This window comes from Massilia sp. 9I (genome assembly GCF_902506415.1).
Taxonomy (GTDB): Bacteria; Pseudomonadota; Gammaproteobacteria; order Burkholderiales; family Burkholderiaceae_D; genus Telluria.
This window is the reverse complement of record NZ_LR733275.1, coordinates 4,070,787-4,087,670: the sequence shown is the minus strand read 5'-3', so window position 1 is coordinate 4,087,670 and position 16,884 is coordinate 4,070,787. Positions and strand designations below refer to the sequence as shown.

18 protein-coding genes are annotated in these 16,884 nt (G+C 66.1%); 9 read left to right on the top strand and 9 right to left on the bottom strand.

The annotated features are described in order from the left end of the window. The first annotated feature begins 34 nt into the window (after positions 1–34). The 6 genes from GV068_RS18275 (at position 35) to dmeF (ending at position 3,613) form a co-directional block, all read left to right on the top strand. The gene (locus GV068_RS18275) at positions 35–481 is read left to right on the top strand and encodes a DUF962 domain-containing protein (RefSeq protein WP_159700989.1); all 447 of its coding nucleotides are present in this window, start codon (positions 35–37) and stop codon (positions 479–481) included. 147 nt (positions 482–628) lie between these two features. Further along, positions 629–1,567: a DMT family transporter gene (locus GV068_RS18270; protein WP_159700986.1), complete on the top strand. Its 939-nt coding sequence runs from the start codon at positions 629–631 to the stop codon at positions 1,565–1,567. Beyond that, a complete protein-coding gene (locus tag GV068_RS18265; RefSeq protein ID WP_159700983.1) occupies positions 1,564–2,052 on the top strand; it encodes a GNAT family N-acetyltransferase in 489 nt (162 codons plus the stop codon). The genes GV068_RS18270 and GV068_RS18265 overlap by 4 nt, the downstream gene beginning before the upstream one ends. A 97-nt stretch (positions 2,053–2,149) precedes the next feature. Further along, positions 2,150–2,425, top strand: a complete 276-nt coding sequence (locus GV068_RS18260; RefSeq protein ID WP_159700980.1) for a metal/formaldehyde-sensitive transcriptional repressor — start codon at positions 2,150–2,152, stop codon at positions 2,423–2,425. A 6-nt stretch (positions 2,426–2,431) separates the two neighbouring features. Then, positions 2,432–2,608: a DUF1289 domain-containing protein gene (locus GV068_RS18255; protein WP_159700977.1), complete on the top strand. Its 177-nt coding sequence runs from the start codon at positions 2,432–2,434 to the stop codon at positions 2,606–2,608. A gap of 21 nt (positions 2,609–2,629) precedes the next feature. Then, positions 2,630–3,613 carry a CDF family Co(II)/Ni(II) efflux transporter DmeF gene (dmeF, locus tag GV068_RS18250; RefSeq protein WP_159700974.1) on the top strand — a complete coding sequence of 328 codons (984 nt, stop codon included), beginning with the start codon at positions 2,630–2,632 and terminating at the stop codon, positions 3,611–3,613. A gap of 287 nt (positions 3,614–3,900) precedes the next feature. On the opposite strand, the gene hutI is transcribed toward dmeF, so the two are convergent. From hutI to ada, 9 genes are all read right to left on the bottom strand, one after another. Then, the gene (gene hutI / locus GV068_RS18245) at positions 3,901–5,133 is read right to left on the bottom strand and encodes an imidazolonepropionase (RefSeq protein ID WP_159700971.1); all 1,233 of its coding nucleotides are present in this window, start codon (positions 5,131–5,133) and stop codon (positions 3,901–3,903) included. Next, positions 5,126–5,728 (bottom strand): HutD family protein, encoded by a 603-nt coding sequence (locus GV068_RS18240; protein ID WP_159700968.1) that lies wholly within the window; start codon positions 5,726–5,728, stop codon positions 5,126–5,128. The genes hutI and GV068_RS18240 overlap by 8 nt, the downstream gene beginning before the upstream one ends. Further along, positions 5,725–7,092: a formimidoylglutamate deiminase gene (locus GV068_RS18235; protein ID WP_159700965.1), complete on the bottom strand. Its 1,368-nt coding sequence runs from the start codon at positions 7,090–7,092 to the stop codon at positions 5,725–5,727. Before GV068_RS18235 ends, GV068_RS18240 begins: the two co-directional genes overlap by 4 nt. Continuing rightward, positions 7,089–7,877, bottom strand: a complete 789-nt coding sequence (gene hutG, locus GV068_RS18230) for an N-formylglutamate deformylase (protein ID WP_159700962.1) — start codon at positions 7,875–7,877, stop codon at positions 7,089–7,091. The genes GV068_RS18235 and hutG overlap by 4 nt, the downstream gene beginning before the upstream one ends. A gap of 21 nt (positions 7,878–7,898) precedes the next feature. Then, a complete protein-coding gene (gene hutH, locus GV068_RS18225; protein WP_159700959.1) occupies positions 7,899–9,446 on the bottom strand; it encodes a histidine ammonia-lyase in 1,548 nt (515 codons plus the stop codon). A gap of 12 nt (positions 9,447–9,458) precedes the next feature. Then, on the bottom strand, positions 9,459–11,162 hold the full coding sequence (hutU, locus tag GV068_RS18220; RefSeq protein WP_159700956.1) for a urocanate hydratase: 1,704 nt from the start codon (positions 11,160–11,162) through the stop codon (positions 9,459–9,461). A 228-nt stretch (positions 11,163–11,390) separates the two neighbouring features. Beyond that, a complete protein-coding gene (locus GV068_RS18215; RefSeq protein WP_159700953.1) occupies positions 11,391–13,061 on the bottom strand; it encodes an amidohydrolase in 1,671 nt (556 codons plus the stop codon). Positions 13,062–13,155: 94 nt separating this feature from the next. After that, positions 13,156–13,887 carry a 2OG-Fe(II) oxygenase gene (locus GV068_RS18210; protein WP_159705214.1) on the bottom strand — a complete coding sequence of 244 codons (732 nt, stop codon included), beginning with the start codon at positions 13,885–13,887 and terminating at the stop codon, positions 13,156–13,158. Then, positions 13,836–14,900 (bottom strand): bifunctional DNA-binding transcriptional regulator/O6-methylguanine-DNA methyltransferase Ada, encoded by a 1,065-nt coding sequence (gene ada, locus GV068_RS18205; RefSeq protein WP_373888419.1) that lies wholly within the window; start codon positions 14,898–14,900, stop codon positions 13,836–13,838. Before ada ends, GV068_RS18210 begins: the two co-directional genes overlap by 52 nt. A 142-nt stretch (positions 14,901–15,042) precedes the next feature. On the opposite strand from ada, the gene hutC reads away from it, so the two are divergent. The 3 genes from hutC (at position 15,043) to trxA (ending at position 16,811) form a co-directional block, all read left to right on the top strand. Beyond that, positions 15,043–15,759 carry a histidine utilization repressor gene (gene hutC, locus GV068_RS18200; RefSeq protein WP_229464312.1) on the top strand — a complete coding sequence of 239 codons (717 nt, stop codon included), beginning with the start codon at positions 15,043–15,045 and terminating at the stop codon, positions 15,757–15,759. 81 nt (positions 15,760–15,840) lie between these two features. Then, positions 15,841–16,251 carry a response regulator gene (locus GV068_RS18195; RefSeq protein ID WP_159700947.1) on the top strand — a complete coding sequence of 137 codons (411 nt, stop codon included), beginning with the start codon at positions 15,841–15,843 and terminating at the stop codon, positions 16,249–16,251. Between the two features lie 233 nt (positions 16,252–16,484). Beyond that, positions 16,485–16,811: a thioredoxin TrxA gene (gene trxA / locus GV068_RS18190; protein ID WP_159700944.1), complete on the top strand. Its 327-nt coding sequence runs from the start codon at positions 16,485–16,487 to the stop codon at positions 16,809–16,811. Positions 16,812–16,884 lie beyond the last annotated feature (73 nt).

The window sequence follows — 16,884 nt, the reverse complement described above, 5'->3', positions numbered from 1 at the left end:
TCAAGCGAAAAACCACAGGGCACCGGAGACAAACATGGACCACAGCTCACAACCGCGCAACATCGACATCCTGCTCGCGCGCTACGCCGAAAGCCATCGCGACCACACCAACGAGATCATCCACTTCGTGTGCATTCCGCTGATCGTCCTGAGCCTGCTGGGCATCCTGTGGGCGCTGCATCCGGTGGTGGCGATCGCCGCGACGCTCGCTTCGCTCTACTACTACGCGAAGCTGTCGCGCGGCTTCGCCGTCGGCATGGGCGTGATGAGCGCTGTGATGCTGGGGATCCTGGCGCTGATGCCCGACATGACGGTGCTGCCGGCGTCGATCGCGATCTTCGTGGTAGCCTGGATCGGCCAGTTCATCGGCCACAAGATCGAAGGCAAGAAGCCCTCCTTCTTCGAGGACCTGCGCTTCCTGCTCATCGGGCCGCTGTTCGTGCTGTCCTTCCTGTACCGCCGCATGCATCTCGCTTACTAACGTAGGGTGGGCAGGTTTCCTGCCCACGCGGCGATAGTTAGTTCAAGAATAGCCGCGCAGGCATCAGTACCGTGATTTGAACGCGTGGGCGGGATACCCGCCCACCCTACCACTGCAATAAATCGGCGGAGCACGTATACTCGCGCGATGCCCTCTTCCGTCCTGTTTACCGTCGCCTCGCTGATCTGGGGTTCGACCTTCTTCGCGATCACCCTGCAGCTGGGTGAAGCGCCGCCCGCCGTGTCGGTCGCCTACCGCTTCTTCCTGGCGGCGGCCACGCTGTTCGCGATCTGCCTGGTGCGGCGCGACAGCCTGCGGCTGCCGCTGCGCACCCACGGCTGGATGGCGCTGCAGGGCGTGCTCACCTTCTGCATTTCCTACCTCTGCACCTATCAATCGGAGCAGTACGTGGTCTCGGGCCTGGTGGCCGTGGTGTTCGCGCTGATGGTGTTCTGGACGCCGCTGCTGGGCAGCCTGTTCTTCGGCACCGCAATCAGCCGCCGCACCATCGCCTGCGGGGTGGCGGCCATCCTTGGGGTGGCCCTGCTGTTCTGGCATTCGATCGGCATCGCGTGGCGCGATTTCCAGCTTGGGGGCAGCCCCGCCTTCATCGCCGGCGTGGTGCTGGCGCTGGCCGCGACCATCGCCAGCTCGGCCGGCAGCATCGTGGTCACCAAGGTCAAGGAACAGTGCGAGAACCTGCCGCTCACCATGGCCTGGTCGATGCTGTGGGGCGCGTCGCTCGTCACCGTCTGGTCGCTGGCGCACGGCGACCAGTTCGTGCTGCCGCCAAGCCTGACTTACTGGGCCGCCCTGTTCTACCTCTCGATCTTCGGCTCGGTGATCGCCTTCTTCGCCTACTTCACCCTGATCGGGCGCATCGGCGCGCAGAAGACCGTGTACATCGGCGTGATCACGCCGGTGCTGTCGGTCCTGCTGTCGATCAAGCTCGAAGGCTACCGTCCCGGCGCGATCGAATTCGCCGGCATGATCCTGTGCCTGGCCAGTGTGGCCTATGCCCTGCGCGCACCCGCAGCCAAACCGGTGCAATCCGCAAACCTGAACAATCCACTCGAAACGCCATGACCACTTTTTCCATCCGTCCCGCCCAGCCAGGCGACGTCTCCCACATCCATTCCATGATCGTGGAACTGGCAGTATTCGAGAAACTCGAACACCTGGTGGTGGCCACCGAAGCGCTGCTGCATGAAGGCCTGTTCGGCGCGCGTCCCTCGTGCGAAGCCATCATCGGCGAGGAAGACGGCGAAGTGGTCTGCTTCGCGCTGTTCTTCCATAACTTCTCGACCTTCCTCACCAAGAAGGGCCTGTATCTCGAAGACCTCTACGTGCGCCAGTCGCATCGCGGCAAGGGCTATGGCACGAAGATGCTGACCCGCCTCGCGCAAATCGCGGTCGAGCGCAATTGCGGACGCTTCGAGTGGTCGGTACTGGACTGGAATGAACCGGCGATCGGTTTCTACAAGCAGATGGGCGCGGACATCTTGCCGGACTGGCGCATCTGCCGCGTCACCGGCGACAGCCTGAGCGCACTCGCCGAGCGCCGTACCTGAGCAGGCGCCCCCGCGGGCCACAGCCGATGTGGCCCCGCTGCGCTCCGTCTGATAGTATACCCCCCTACCCTATTTTCAAGAGAGGGGGAACAGCCCCATGTCCCACACTACGCGAGAAAAAGCCAAACTGCTGGCCCGGGTGCGGCGCATCCGCGGCCAGGTCGAAGCGCTCGAGCGCGCGCTGGAAGCCGAGGCGGGCTGCGCCGAGATCCTGCATCTGCTGGCGGCCAGCCGCGGCGCGATGAACGGCTTGATGGCGGAAGTCATCGAGGACCACGTCCGGGAACACGTCACTGCCGATGAGCTGAGCGCTTCCGCCCGCGCCGAAGGGGCGGACCAGCTGCTCGACGTGATCCGCGCCTATATCAAGTAAACACCGATGGCCGTGAAATCCCCATGTGTCGAGCTGTGCCAGTTCGACGGCAAGACCGGCTTCTGCACCGGCTGCCTGCGTACGCTCGCCGAGGCACGCGAGTGGAAGAAGATGACCGACCACCGCAAGCACCAGGTGATCAAGGACCGCGCACGGCGCGAGAAAAAGCTGCTTTCCCGGTAAGGGAAGCGAAAAGGAAACGACATGCAAGACCTGACCCGCCCTCATCCTGCCGACGCGCTGGCGCACGAACACATTTTCGACCAGGGCAACAACAAGGCCGAACGCGGCACGCGCCTGGTCATGTGGATCACCGCGGCCATGATGGTGATCGAGATCGCCGCCGGCTGGTGGTTCAATTCGATGGCCCTGCTGGCCGATGGCTGGCACATGAGCTCACATACCCTGGCCATCGGCCTGAGCGCCTTCGCGTATGCCGCGGCGCGCAAGTATGCGCACGATCCACGCTTCGCCTTCGGCACGTGGAAGATCGAGATCCTTGCGGGCTTCACGAGCGCCATCCTGCTGCTCGGGATCGCCGCCCTGATGGCGGCCGGCTCGATCGAGCGGATCTTCGCGCCCGAGCCGATCCATTATCGGGAGGCGATCGTCATCGCCGCGATCGGGCTGGTGGTGAACGTCGCTTGCGCGCTGATCCTCGGCCATGCCCATCACGGGCACGGGCACGGCCACGGTTATCATGGCCACCACGATCACGATCATGGCCACGATCACGGCCACCATGACCTGAACCTGAAGTCCGCCTACATCCACGTCATCGCGGACGCCGCAACCTCGGTGCTGGCAATCGGCGCATTGGCAGGTGGCTGGGCTTTCGGCTGGTCCTGGCTGGACCCGGTCATGGGCATTGTCGGCGCGGTGCTGGTCGCCGTATGGGCCAAGAACCTCATTGTGGAAACAGGAAAAATTCTGCTCGACCGCGAAATGGATGCGCCAGTCGTCGAGGAAATCCGCGAGGTCATTGCTGCGGCATCTGCCATGGGCGAGACCAGGCTGGCCGACTTGCACGTATGGCGTGTCGGACAACAGGCCTATGCTTGTGCCCTCACCATTGCGACGAACGATCCGTCACTGACCCCAGTCACGCTGCGCGAGCAGCTCGGGATCCACGAAGAGATCGTGCATGCGACGATCGAAGTGCATCAGCTCCCGTTCGAGAAAACCTGACACACAAAGAAAAACCCACGGGGCCGGGAGGCGCCGTGGGCGAACCCATTTTGGCAAATGGGGAGGGGAGATGGTGAATCACACGCTTCTACTATAGGTCTTGATTCTTAATGATCAATTAAACCTTACATCTGCTTACCCTTGTTACGAAGCGTATTTCTGCTGCCGTTAAGTTGATCATTCCCGAACTGGAATTTTGATGTTTGACGCGAGTCAAGCCGACGCCATTCAACTGGCGTCGCTTGTGAATACTTAAGGGATTAGGGAGCGTTTGTCTCCCGGATGCCTCACATGGCGATGTGCGCCTCGCGCAGGACGCCGCCGTTGACGACATGGCGGCACGGGTTGGATCCCATGGCATAGACCAGGTCCGCCGGGCGTGCGATGTCCCACAGGGCCAGGTCGGCCCGTTTCCCCACTTCGAGCGTACCGATATCCTTGTGCAGGCCGAGCGCGCGCGCAGCGTGCACGGTGGCGCCCTGCAGCGCTTCCTGCGGCGTCAGGCGCCACAGGGTACAGGCCATGTTCATGGCCAGCAGCAGGGACGTCATCGGCGAAGTGCCGGGGTTGCAGTCGGTGGCTACCGCCATCGGCACCCTTGCTTCGCGCAGCGCGGCAATCGGCGGCTGTACCGTCTCGCGCAGGAAGTAGTAGGCGCCCGGCAGCAGCACCGCCACGGTGCCGGCGCGCGTCATCGCCTCGATGCCGGCCTGGCTCAGGTGTTCGAGGTGGTCGGCCGACAGGCCCTGGTAGCGCGCCACGAGTTCGGCGCCCTGCTGGTCCGACAGCTGCTCGGCATGCAGCTTGACCGGCAGGCCAAGCCGGCGCGCCGCCGCGAACACGCGTTCGGTCTGCGCGATGGAAAAGCCGATCCGTTCGCAGAAGGCGTCCACCGCATCGACCAGGCCCTCCGCGGCCAGTTGCGGCAGCATGTGCTCGCACAGCGCGTCCACGTAGTCGTCGGCGCGTCCTGCGAATTCGGGCGGCAGCGCATGGGCGCCGAGGAAGGTAGTGGCGACGCGCACCGGCAAGCGTTCGGCTACCTGGCGCGCCGCGCGCAGCATGCGCGCTTCGGCGTCCAGTTCCAGGCCATAGCCCGACTTGATCTCGAGCGTGGTGACGCCCTCGGACAGGAGCCGCGCCACACGCGGCAGGCTTTGCGCCAGCAGCGTGTCGACGCTTGCTGCGCGCGTGGCGCGCACGGTCGACATGATGCCGCCGCCCTGGCGTGCGATGTCTTCGTAGGTGGCGCCGTTCAGGCGCGCTTCCCATTCGTTGCTGCGGTTGCCGGCGTGGACGATGTGGGTGTGGCAGTCGACCAGGCCGGGCGTCATCCAGGCGCCGCCGCAGTCATGCTGCGCACTAGCGGGCGGCGCGTCAGCGCGGGCGCCGAGCCAGGCGATGCGGCCATCCTTGACCGCCAGCGCGGCGTCCGGCATTTCGCCGTAAGCACCCTCGCCGGGAGGCACCATGGTCGCCAGGTGCACGTTGGTGAACAGCAGGTCGGCCGATTCACTCATAGGATTCTTCGTCTTCCTCTTCGTGGTACCAGACGTCCACGATATAGATCATGCCCTGCCCCGCTTCCAGCTTCCAGCGCGAGCCGGCTTCCAGCACCACGGCATCGAAGCGCACCAAGCCGATGCGCTCCTTTTCGTTGGACAGCTCGAGGGTATCGCCTTCGGCCAGGAACAGCACGGTGACGTCGGCGCGCGCGACAAAGGTCGAATCGCCCGACAGCCGCCGGCGGCCGAAGGTGTGGTAGCAGATGTCGCTGCGCGTCATGACGTTGAAGTCGGTGCTGCCGCCCCGGCTGAGCTTTGCCGTTACGTTCGAGCTGCCGTCGAAAGCCACCACCGGATCGCCATCGGTGATGAGGATCGGGTCGCCGTCGATATCGAGTGTCATCCCATGCCCCTCGACCAGGGCCAGGGTGCGGTCCACGCCGGGGAACAGCGAGAAGGCGCCGTCCTTTTCGATGGTGGCCAGGCTGACGCGCCACTCGAAGTCCTCGAAGCCCGATTCCGGCGGGCCGATGGCGATTTCGGTCGTGCTGCCACCGCCGTTTTTCCAGGGCACCGGCGACAGGCTTGCGAATGGGATCAGTACGGTCATTGGCTCACCTCACGTAATTCAGTCATCGCCTGGCGGTAGCGCTGCGAGATCGCATCCTGCGCCACGTGGCGTCCGCCCTGCACCACCCAGCGCCCGCCGCACAGCACGTCGCGCACAAGATTGTCGTTACCGCAGAACAGGAAGCGTCCGAGGACGTCCGCGTCCTGCACGCCATCCAGGTTCGGATGGCTTTCGTCCAGCACCAGCAGGTCGGCGCGCAGGCCCTCCGCCAATGCCCCCACCTTGCGCCCGGCCGCCTGGGCGCCGCCGCGCAACGCGGCCTGCCACAGGTACTGGCCGACGTCGCGCTGGCCCGGCGTAAACGCGACGTTGCGGCGCTGATGCAGCAGGCGCTGGCCGTATTCCAGCCAGCGCAGTTCCTCGACCGGGCTTTGCGACACATGGCTGTCGCTGCCGATGCCGAAACGCCCGCCCGCCGCGATGAAGGGCTGCAGCGGGAACAGGCCGTCGCCGAGATTGGCCTCGGTGGTCGGGCACAGGCCGGCGATGGCGCCGCTGCGTGCGAGCGCCTGCACTTCCTCGTCGTTCAGGTGGGTGGCGTGCACCAGGCACCAGCGTTCGTCCACGCTCACCTGCTCCAGCAGGTACTCGACCGGACGGCGCCTGGCGAAGGCGATGCTCTGCTCGACCTCGGCCTGCTGCTCGGCGATGTGGATGTGCAGCGGACGCCCGGCGGGCAGGCCGGCCGCAAGCAGACGCACCTGCTCGATGCTGGCCGCGCGCAGCGAATGCGGCGCGGCGCCCACTTCCAGCTGGCCGCCGCGCAGGGGCTGGAGCGCTTCGACGATGCCGAGGATGTCGTCGACATCGGTGCGGAAGCGCCGCTGCTCGGGGCGCAAGGGCTGCTCGCCGAAGCCGGCGTGGCTGTACAGCACCGGCAGCAAGGTCAGGCCCATGCCGGTGGCGTGGCCGGCAGCCGCGACACGCTCGGCGGTTTCGGCGGGACGCGCATAGGTCTCGCCATCCGGGCCGCGCTGCAGGTAGTGGAATTCGCACAGCGAGGTGTAGCCGTGGCGCAGGCATTCCACGAACAGCTGGGCCGCGATGGCCTCGATCTGCTCGGGCGTGATGCGCGCGGCGAAGCGGTACATCAGGTCGCGCCAGGTCCAGAAGCTGTCCGGCCCATCGCCCGCGCGTTCGGTCAGTCCGCCGAGGGCGCGCTGGAAGGCGTGCGAGTGCAGGTTGACCATCCCCGGCAGCACATGGTCGGCGCGTGGCACGCCCAAGGGAGGAGCAGCCTGAGCGTCGACGCGGGTCAGGTCGCCATGCGCATCCCATTCGAGCAGCACGTCGCGCTGCCAGCCATCCGGCAGCAGGGCATGGCGTGCGAACAGGGCTCTCATGCGCGCACCCAGTTGACTGAAGCGCCGATCATGTCCTTCAGCAGCGGCTGGACCTCGGCTGCAACGTCAGGACGATACTCGAACGGAGCCTCTTCGTTCATGTACAGGCACTGGCACATCTCGAGCTGGATCGCATGCACGCCCTGCTCCGGCTGGCCGTACTTGCGCGTGATGTGGCCGCCCTTGAAGCGGCCGTTCACGGCAATGCTGAACTGGTCCTGGGCGCGGGCGACGCCCACCACCGCCTGTTCCAGCCCTGGCGCGCAGGATTTGCCGTCGGCGGTTCCGAAATTCAGGTCTGGCAGGCGGCCTTCGAAAAAGCGCGGCACCCTCGATGCGATCGAATGCGCGTCCCACAGCACCACGCGGCCGAACTCGCGCTTGAGGCGGTCAAGCTCGGCGCGCAGCTGCTCGTGGTAGGGCATCCAGTAGCGCTCCAGACGACGGCGCACTTCCGCTTCGTCCGGTGTGCGGCCCGGCAGGTAGAGGCTCTCGCGGCTGAAAGTGTCGACCGGGCACAGGCCGGTGGTGTCCATGCCGGGGTACAGGTTGGTGTTCTCCGGCGGGCGGTTCAGGTCGATGAGGTAGCGCGACCAGCGCGCCGAGATGGTCGATATACCCATCTCTTCCAGGAAGCCGTACAGTTCGGGCAGGTGCCAGTCGGTGTCGGCGCGCGCACTGGCGCAGGGCGCCATCGTGCCAGCCACCTCGTCCGGGATGTCGGTGCCCGCATGGGGCATCGACACGAGCATGGGGAGCCTGCCTGCCTTGAACCGGAAATCCATTGCCTCTCCTGGGTGTAATGTTTACGGATGCAGTACGGTGAACAGTTCCTTGATTGATGCCGACAGTTCGCCGTTCACGACCATCAGGCGCGCAGCCTCGATGTCGGGAGCGAAGAAGCGGTCGGCATCGTAGGGCGCCACCCGCGCACGCAGCTGGGCATGCACGTGCTCGAGGTGGTCCGAACTCGTCAAGGGACGGTGGAACTCGATGCCCTGCGCCGCCGCCAGCAGTTCGATGCCCACGATCACGGACGTATTGTGCGCCATCTGATCCAGACGGCGCGCCGCGAAGGTGGCCATGCTGACGTGGTCTTCCTGGTTGGCCGAGGTCGGCAGGCTGTCGACGCTGGCCGGATGGGCCAGCGATTTGTTCTCGGACGCCAGCGCGGCCGCGGTGACGTGGGCGATCATAAAGCCCGAGTTCAGGCCCGGTTCCTTCACCAGGAAGGCCGGCAGGCCGGACAGGTTGGCGTCGATCAGCAGCGCGATGCGGCGCTCCGACAGCGCGCCGACTTCGGCGATCGCCAGCGCCAGGGTGTCGGCGGCAAAGGCGACCGGCTCGGCGTGGAAGTTACCGCCCGAAATGATCGCGCCATCTTCCGGGAACAGGAGCGGATTGTCGGTGACGGCATTCGCTTCGATCAAGAGGGTGCGGCCGGCATTGGCAATCAGGTCCATCGCCGCGCCCATCACCTGCGGCTGGCAGCGCAGGCTGTACGGGTCCTGCACGCGCTCGTCGCCCACCAGGTGCGAGGCGCGGATCGCGCTGCCCGCCACCAGTTCGCGGTAGATCTTCGCGGCCGCGATCTGGCCAGGCTGGCCGCGCACCGCGTGGATGCGCGCATCGAACGGCGCATCGCTGCCGCGCGCCGCGTCGACCGACAGGGCGCCCGCCACCATGCCCGCTTCCAGCACGCGCTCGGCCATGAACAGGCCGTGCAGCGCCAGCGCGGTCGAGACCTGGGTGCCGTTGATCAGCGCCAGGCCTTCCTTGGCGGCCAGGGTCACCGGCTCGAGGCCGGCGGCGCCCAGCGCCTGCCTGGCGTCCATCAGCTCGCCACGATAACGCACCGGACCCACGCCCAGCATGGCCAGGGTCATGTGGGCCAGCGGCGCCAGGTCGCCCGAGGCGCCGACCGAGCCTTGCGACGGGATGGCCGGCATGATGCCCGCGTTGTACAAGGCGATCAGGGTCTCGATGATCAGGGGGCGCACGCCCGAGTAGCCGCGCGCCAGGCTGCCGATCTTGGTCAGCACGATCAGGCGCACGATGTTGTCGGCGATGAGTTCACCTGTGCCCACCGCGTGCGACAGGATCAGGTTGCGCTGCAGCGTTTCCAGCTGCTCGTTCGGGATGTGGGCCTTGGCCAGGATGCCGAAACCGGTGTTGATGCCGTAGGCCGGATCGCCCTTGGCGGTGATTTTCTGGACCAGGGCGCAGGACGCGTTGACCGCATCCCAAGCTTCTGGAGCAAGCTTCAAGGGCACGTGCGCTGCCCAGACGGCGCGCAAGTCGGCAAGGGCCAGCTGGCCTGGTTGCAGGGTGAGAGTGTGGTGCGAGTCGTTCATATGTCTACTGCCTTACTTGATCATCGGGAGATTCAGGCCATTGCGCTTGGCCGTCTCGATTGCGCTTTCATAACCGGCGTCGGCGTGACGCATCACGCCCGAGCCGCTGTCGTTGACCAGCACGCGCGCCAGGCGTTTTGCCGCCGCCTCGGTACCGTCGGCCACGATCACCACGCCCGAGTGCTGCGAATAGCCCATGCCAACGCCGCCGCCATGGTGGAGCGACACCCAGGTGGCGCCGCCGGCGGTGTTCAGCAGGGCGTTGAGCAGCGGCCAGTCGGACACCCCATCGGTCCCGTCGCGCATGGCTTCGGTCTCGCGGTTGGGGCTCGCCACCGAGCCGGTGTCGAGGTGGTCGCGGCCGATCACGATCGGCGCTTTCAGTTCGCCGGTGCGGACCATCTCGTTGAAGGCCAGGCCGGCCAGGTGGCGCTCGCCCAGGCCCAGCCAGCAGATGCGCGCCGGCAGGCCCTGGAAGGCGATGCGCTCGCGCGCCATGTCGAGCCAGCGGTGCACGCGGGCGTGCTGCGGGAACAGCTCCTTGATCTTGGCGTCGGTTTTATAGATGTCTTCCGGATCGCCCGACAGCGCCACCCAGCGGAACGGGCCGCGGCCTTCGCAGAACTGGGGACGGATATAGGCCGGCACGAAGCCGGGGAAGTCGAAGGCGTTGTCCACGCCCTCGTCCTTGGCCACCTGGCGGATGTTGTTGCCATAGTCGACGGCGTAGGAACCCAGGGCCTTGAAGTCGAGGATGGCGCGCACATGCACGGCGCAGGATGCCGCCGCCGCGCTCTTGAGGCGTGCATGTTGCGAAGGGTCCTGCTGTGCGGCCTTCCACTCTTCGACCGTCCAGCCGGAAGGCAGGTAGCCGTTGATCAGGTCGTGGGCCGATGTCTGGTCGGTGACCAGGTCCGGCACCAGCCCGCCCGCTTTTGCGCGGCGCACCAGTTCCGGCAGCACGTCGGCGGCATTGCCGAGCAGGCCGATGGAGACGGCTTCGCGCTTGGCCGTGAATTCCTTGATCATGGCCAGCGCTTCGTCGATGCTATTGGCCTGCTTGTCCAGGTAGCGGGTACGCAGGCGGAAGTCGATGCTGCTCTGCTGGCATTCAATGTTGAGCGAGACCGCGCCGGCAAAGGTCGCGGCCAGCGGCTGGGCGCCGCCCATGCCGCCCAGGCCCGCGGTGAGGATCCAGCGGCCCGCCATGTCGCCGCCAAAGTGCTGGCGGCCGGCTTCGGCGAAGGTCTCGTAAGTGCCCTGCACGATGCCCTGGGTGCCGATGTAGATCCAGCTGCCGGCGGTCATCTGGCCGTACATGAACAGGCCCTTGCGGTCCAGTTCATTGAAGTGTTCCCAGTTGGCCCATTTGGGCACCAGGTTGGAATTCGCCAGCAGCACGCGCGGCGCGTCCGCGTGGGTCTGGAACACGCCGACCGGCTTGCCCGACTGGATGAGCAGGGTCTGGTCGTCTTCGAGTTCGCGCAGCGAGGCGAGGATCTGGTCGAAGCATTCCCAGTTGCGCGCGGCGCGCCCGATGCCGCCGTAGACCACCAGCGCCTGCGGGTTCTCGGCCACCTCGTTGTCGAGGTTATTCTGGATCATGCGATAGGCCGCTTCGGTCAGCCAGCTCTTGCAGGAGAGCTCGCTGCCGCGCGGGGCGCGGATGACGCGCGAAGGATCGAAACGGGGGTCGTGGGGCATCGGTGAATTCATGGCGGCTCCTGGGTTGGAAATGGCGCGCGCATCGATCGCACGCGCCATGTGCAGCAATGAGTCTAGGTTGTCTATACAACCAAGTCAATCCATTTTGTCACGACCCCACTGAAGCGTCTAACAAAACCCTCAGGGCAAGTGGTGCGGCAATCCGCCGCGTCGTCGAAGACAGTACGCTAGTACGGCGAGACGACGCAACGCCGCCATGAGGGGAATTGTTAGGCGCTTTTATTTTTTGAACACCTGTTTCCCGCCCACCCAGGTCTCCAGCACGCCGGTCTTGAAGATGTCGTAGGTCGGCATGCGGAACAGGTCGCGGTCGATCACGATGAAGTCGGCGTGCTTGCCCGGCTCCAGCGAACCCAAGCTGTTTTCCTGGTGGCCGGCATAGGCGGCGTCCAGGGTGAAGCAGCGGAAGGCTTCTTTCAGCGACATCGCCTGGTTCGGATACCAGCCCGCCACCGGCTGGCCGGCGTGGTCCATGCGGGTGACGGCGGCGTGAATGCCGAAGAAGGGGTTCGGCGACTCCACCGGGAAGTCCGAGCCGCAGGCAATGCGCGAACCCTGGTGCAGGAAGCTGCGCCAGGCGTAGGCGCCCTTGATGCGCTCCGGGCCGACCCGGGTTTCGGCCATGTTCTTGTCCGAGGTGGCGTGGGTCGGCTGCATCGACGGGATGATGCCGAGCGTCTTGAAGCGCGGGATGTCCGCCGGAGTCACCACCTGCGCATGCTCGATGCGGTGGCGCTGCGCTTCGCTCTTCGTCGCTTTCAACTCCTTCTGATAGATGTCGAGGATCTGCTTGTTGCCGGCGTCGCCGATGGCGTGCACGTTCACCTGATAACCCTTGCGCATGGCCTTGGTCATCATCTGGTCCATCTGCGCGCTCTTGTAGAACAGCAGGCCATGCGAATGCGGCTCGTCGCTATAAGGCTTGATCAGCGCGGCGCCACGGCTACCCAGCGCGCCGTCCGAATACAGCTTCACGGCGCGCAGCGCGTACATGCCGTCGCCGTAGTCCTTGAGCGGGCCATTTTTTGCCAACTGGTCAAAATCCTCGCCGGTGCCGCCGATCATGGCGTAGACGCGCGCGCTCAGCTTCTTTTTATCCGCGTAGTCGCGGTACAGGCGGTCTTCGCCGACGCCGATGCCGGCGTCGTGGACGGCGGTCAGGCCGACGCGCGCCAGTTCCTGCAGCGATTTATCCAGCACCATGCGGCCCTCGGCTTCCGTCTGGGCCGGCATGACCTTGGTCACCAGTTCCTGCGCCGCGTCGACCAGCACGCCGGTGGCTTCCCCATTCGCGTCGCGTTGAATCTTGCCGCCGGCCGGGTCCGGAGTGGACTTGGTGATGCCGGCCAGCGCAAGGGTGCGGCTGTTGGCCCAGCCGGCGTGGCCGTCGACGCGCTCCAGCCATACCGGGCGGTCCGAGACGATGGCATCCAGTTCCTGCGCGGTCGGGAAGCGGCCCAGCTTCCAGTTCTCCTGGTTCCAGCCGCGGCCGCGGATCCAGGCGTGGTTCGCGTTCGCCTTCGCATACGCCGCAATCGCTTTGGTGGCGTCGGCCAGCGAGGTGGTGGCGGAGAGGTCGAGCTGGGTCAGTTGCTGGCCGAGGCCGAACACGTGGCCGTGCGCATCGATCAGGCCTGGCAGCACGGTGCGTCCCTGCATGTCCACCTGGCGCGCGCCCTTGGCCTTGGCCGTCACCTCGGCATTGCTGCCGACCGCCGTGATGCGTCCGCGCTCATCGAAGGCCAGTGCGCTGAACTGCACCAGGTCGCCCTTGGCGTTCAGGGTGTAGCCGTTGGCGTTGGTGATGACGGTGTCGGCATGGGCCGACGACAGGACGCCGAGTCCGGCGAGGACGATGAGGGAAGACAGGGGGATCTGGCGCGCACGCATGTGTTCTATTCTCCGTGTTGTATAGACGTCCGCGCCTTGTGGGCGCGGCACGGAGAGTGTATAGAAAATCAAGGTGCGGGCATAGCTAACAGTTCTACGTGGCGTCGTGGAAGATGATGCCGAGCGTATGCCGCGTCCCGCGCCGTAGCCGGCTCACGCCGTGCCGCATCGCCACCCGGTAGACGCCGCGCGTGCCCTGCACCGGGCGCTGGTTGACGGCGAACACCACGGCGTCGCCCTGCCTGAGGGGCACCACCTCGGCGCGCGACTGCATGCGCGGGCGCTGCTCCGTCAATACAAACTCGCCGCCCTCGAAGTCTTCTCCCGGCTGCGACAACAGCACTGCCACCTGCAGCGGGAACACCAGCTCGCCGTACAGGTCCTGGTGCAGGCAGTTGTAGTCGCCCTCGCGGTAACGCAGCAGCAGCGGCGTCGGTTTCAATTGGCCGGCCGCGTGGCAGCGTGCCAGGTAGTCCCCGTGCTCGGCCGGGAAGCGCGTCTCGCTCCCGAGCGCGGTGTGCCAACGGTTGACGATCTCCGCCAAAGGAGGATAGAGACTGCCGCGCAGGGCGGCCAGCGGCGCAGGCAGCGGATAGGCGAAGTACTGGTACTCGCCCCGTCCGAAGCCGTGCCTTTCCATCACCACGCGGCTGCGAAACAGCGCCGGCCGGTCGTACAGCGCGGCCGCGGCCACGCAATCCTGGGGCGTCAGCAGTCCCGGGATGATCGCGCAGCCGTAGGCGTCGAGGTCCGCGGCGACGCGCGCCCAGTCGATCACTGTCCCGCCTCGCGGTCGAGCAGGGTGCGCTTGCGCTCGATGCCCCAGCGGTAACCGGACAGCGCGCCGTCCGTGCGCACCACACGGTGGCAGGGAATCGCCACCGCCACCGGATTGGCCGCGCAGGCGCCGGCGACGGCGCGCGCCGCCGTCGGCATGCCGAGGCGTTCGGCCAGCTCGCTGTAGCTGACCGTCCGGCCTGCCGGAATCGTGCGCAGGGCTTCCCACACGCGGCGCTGGAAGGCGGTGCCGCGCACGTCCAGCGGCAGGTCGAGCCCAATGCGCGGCGCTTCGACGAAGCCGACTACCAGCGCCACGGTGCGCTCGAATTCGGGCTCCGCGCCCATCAGTTCTGCCTGCGGGAAGCGCTTCTGCAGATCCTGCACGAGGGGCTCCGGCTCGTCGCCGATCAGGATTGCGCAGATGCCGCGTTCCGTGCTGGCCACCAGGATGGCGCCGAGCGAGCAGCCGGCCACGGCGAAGCGGATGGTCTCGCCCTGCCCGCCCGCGCGGTAGCGGCCGGGGGTCATGCCGAGCGCGCCGCCGCTGGCTTCGTAGAAGCGCCCGCTCGAGCCGAAGCCGGCCTCGTACAGCGCGTCGGTGACGCTCGGCGCCGCCGACAGCCCCTGCTGCAGGCGCGCGGTGCGGCGCGCCGCGGCATAGGCTTTCGGCGTGATGCCGGTATGCGCCTTGAAGATGCGGTGGAAGTGGAAGCGGCTCATGCCGACCGCCTGCGCCAGGCTGTCGAGGTCCGGCGCCTCTTCGCTTTCCTCGATCAGCCGGCAGGCCTGCGCCACCGCGGCGGCCTGGCGTTCGGCCAGCGGTGGCTGGCCTGGTTTGCAGCGCAGGCAGGCGCGAAAGCCCGCCGCCTCTGCCTCGAGCGGGCTGGCATGGAAGGCGACGTTGGCGCGCAAGGCGCCGCGCGACGGGCACGAGGGCCGGCAGTAGACGCCGGTGCTGCGCACGGAATAATAGAACTGGCCGTCGGCGTCGCGGTCGCGGCGCTGGACGGCGGCCCAGCGCGCCTCGTCGGTGTTGTAGATACTGGTCATGGCTGTCATGGCGAATCCCCGGTTGGGTAAGGAGTGCGATCAGCTTATGCGCCTTCCCCCTGCCAGGAACTCCGGGTCTTGCTTTCAAATTGCGATGATAAAATCCGGTGTCCGCGGCCGCTTGCCGCTTCGAGCCTCCCCGGAGAGTAGTTTGGAAGAACCCATCGCGCAAGACAGCACCCCCATTTTCCAGCGCATCAAGGATTACCTGGTCGGCGAGATCGCGTCCGGCCGCTGGAAAGAGGGCGACCTGGTGCCGTCCGAGCAGGCGCTGGTGCGCCAGTTCGGCGTCTCGCGCATGACCGTCAACCGCGCGGTGCGCGAGCTCACCGCCGAGCAGGTACTGACCCGGCGCCAGGGTTCGGGCACCTTCGTGGCGCCGCAAAAGTACCAGGCGACGCTGGTCGAGATCCGTAACATCGCCGACGAGATCCGCGCGCGTGGCCGCGCCCACCGCAGCCAGCTGCGCCTGCTGCGCGAGGAGGCGTCAAGCGACGAGCTGGCCGCCGAGTTCGAACTGGCCCCTGGCACGCCGCTCTACCACTCGGTCATCGTCCACTTCGAGAACGAGGTGCCGATCCAGGTCGAGGACCGCTGGGTCAACCCGGCCTGCGCACCCCACTACCTGGCGCAGGACTTCAGCAGCATCACCCCGAACGAGCACCTGATGGCGGCCGCGCCGCTGCAGGGCGCGACCTACGGTATCGAAGCCCAGCCCGCGCCACCGGAAGTCGCCACCATGCTGGGCATCGGGGAAGGCCTGCCCTGCCTGGTGCTGCACCGCCTCACCACATCTGGCGGACGGGTGGCCTCGGTGGCCACGATGTGGCATCCAGGCCACTTGGCACGCTTTACCGGCAGCGTTTGAGACCGACAGTCGTTCAAGATCGCCACGTAACTGGAAAACTTCGCCATAATGGCTCCCTTCCAGACGCCACGCACTTCCAGCATGAAGCCTCCCACCTCGTCCGCACCGCAGATCGCGCCGCGCCGCGTGCTGCTGCTCGACGATGACCGCTTCATGCTCGACGTGCTGTCCGAGATGCTGGGCATGCTCAATGCTTCGGGGCCGTTCGACATTCACGCCGAGATCGACGCGCGGCGCGCCTTGGCCCTGCTGCCGCGCCATGCGCCGGAACTCCTGATCTGCGACCTGGCGATGCCGGACATGGACGGCATCGAGTTCCTGCAGGCCGCCGCCATCCAGGGCTACAGCGGCCGGGTGATCCTGGTGTCGGCCATGGAAGACGGGGTGCGCAATGCCGCCACCGAGCTGGCGCGCGCCCTCGGATTGCAGGTGGCGGGCGCCTTCCGCAAGCCGCTCGGGATCGAGCAATTGCGCCTTGCCGTGCAATGTTGAGATTTTGTACAAACCGATCCACACTTTTTGAAAAAATGGGGTATTATTCGGCACATCCCCGCCTGACACCCCCTTGCCGTCTTTCCATATTGAATTTTGCACACAGTGCCTCCACCATTGTGTAGCAGCTAGTTATTCAATTAGCAGTACGCCAAGGCGTCGGGCCGCATAGCCCCGCAGGTTCGGCCCAGGCCGCCAGGCGTTAATTGATCCTTACCTCTTTTGAGGAACATATGAGCGAAAACATTAAACACATCACCGATGCAAACTTCGATGCCGAAGTGCTCAAGTCCGAGCGCCCGGTCCTGGTCGACTTCTGGGCCGAGTGGTGCGGTCCGTGCAAGATGATTGCACCGATCCTGGAAGAAGTCGCCCAGCAGTACGAGGGCAAGCTGGTGGTGGCCAAGGTCGACGTCGACGCGAACCAGGCCGTGCCGGCCAAGTTCGGCATCCGCGGCATCCCGACCCTGATCCTGTTCAAGAACGGTGTCGCGGCTGCGCAAAAAGTCGGCGCGATGGCCAAAGGCCAACTGGTTCAGTTTATCGACAGCAATATCTGATACTGCTACCATGAGCGGCGGCAGCGCGCCCGCGCTGCCGTCATCGTCGGGAAGCCAACCGCCTCCGGTTCTT

Coding starts and splice junctions, on each gene's coding strand:
- GV068_RS18240 (WP_159700968.1), bottom strand. CDS start 5,728: ATGACCGTACTGATCCCATTCGCAAGCCTGTCGCCGGTGCCCTGGAAA.
- GV068_RS18235 (WP_159700965.1), bottom strand. CDS start 7,092: ATGAGAGCCCTGTTCGCACGCCATGCCCTGCTGCCGGATGGCTGGCAG.
- hutU (WP_159700956.1), bottom strand. CDS start 11,162: ATGAATTCACCGATGCCCCACGACCCCCGTTTCGATCCTTCGCGCGTC.
- ada (WP_373888419.1), bottom strand. CDS start 14,900: ATGACAGCCATGACCAGTATCTACAACACCGACGAGGCGCGCTGGGCC.
- GV068_RS18275 (WP_159700989.1), top strand. CDS start 35: ATGGACCACAGCTCACAACCGCGCAACATCGACATCCTGCTCGCGCGC.
- GV068_RS18260 (WP_159700980.1), top strand. CDS start 2,150: ATGTCCCACACTACGCGAGAAAAAGCCAAACTGCTGGCCCGGGTGCGG.
- hutG (WP_159700962.1), bottom strand. CDS start 7,877: ATGGATTTCCGGTTCAAGGCAGGCAGGCTCCCCATGCTCGTGTCGATG.
- GV068_RS18270 (WP_159700986.1), top strand. CDS start 629: ATGCCCTCTTCCGTCCTGTTTACCGTCGCCTCGCTGATCTGGGGTTCG.
- GV068_RS18215 (WP_159700953.1), bottom strand. CDS start 13,061: ATGCGTGCGCGCCAGATCCCCCTGTCTTCCCTCATCGTCCTCGCCGGA.
- trxA (WP_159700944.1), top strand. CDS start 16,485: ATGAGCGAAAACATTAAACACATCACCGATGCAAACTTCGATGCCGAA.
- hutI (WP_159700971.1), bottom strand. CDS start 5,133: ATGAGTGAATCGGCCGACCTGCTGTTCACCAACGTGCACCTGGCGACC.
- GV068_RS18195 (WP_159700947.1), top strand. CDS start 15,841: ATGAAGCCTCCCACCTCGTCCGCACCGCAGATCGCGCCGCGCCGCGTG.
- GV068_RS18255 (WP_159700977.1), top strand. CDS start 2,432: ATGGCCGTGAAATCCCCATGTGTCGAGCTGTGCCAGTTCGACGGCAAG.
- GV068_RS18265 (WP_159700983.1), top strand. CDS start 1,564: ATGACCACTTTTTCCATCCGTCCCGCCCAGCCAGGCGACGTCTCCCAC.
- dmeF (WP_159700974.1), top strand. CDS start 2,630: ATGCAAGACCTGACCCGCCCTCATCCTGCCGACGCGCTGGCGCACGAA.
- hutH (WP_159700959.1), bottom strand. CDS start 9,446: ATGAACGACTCGCACCACACTCTCACCCTGCAACCAGGCCAGCTGGCC.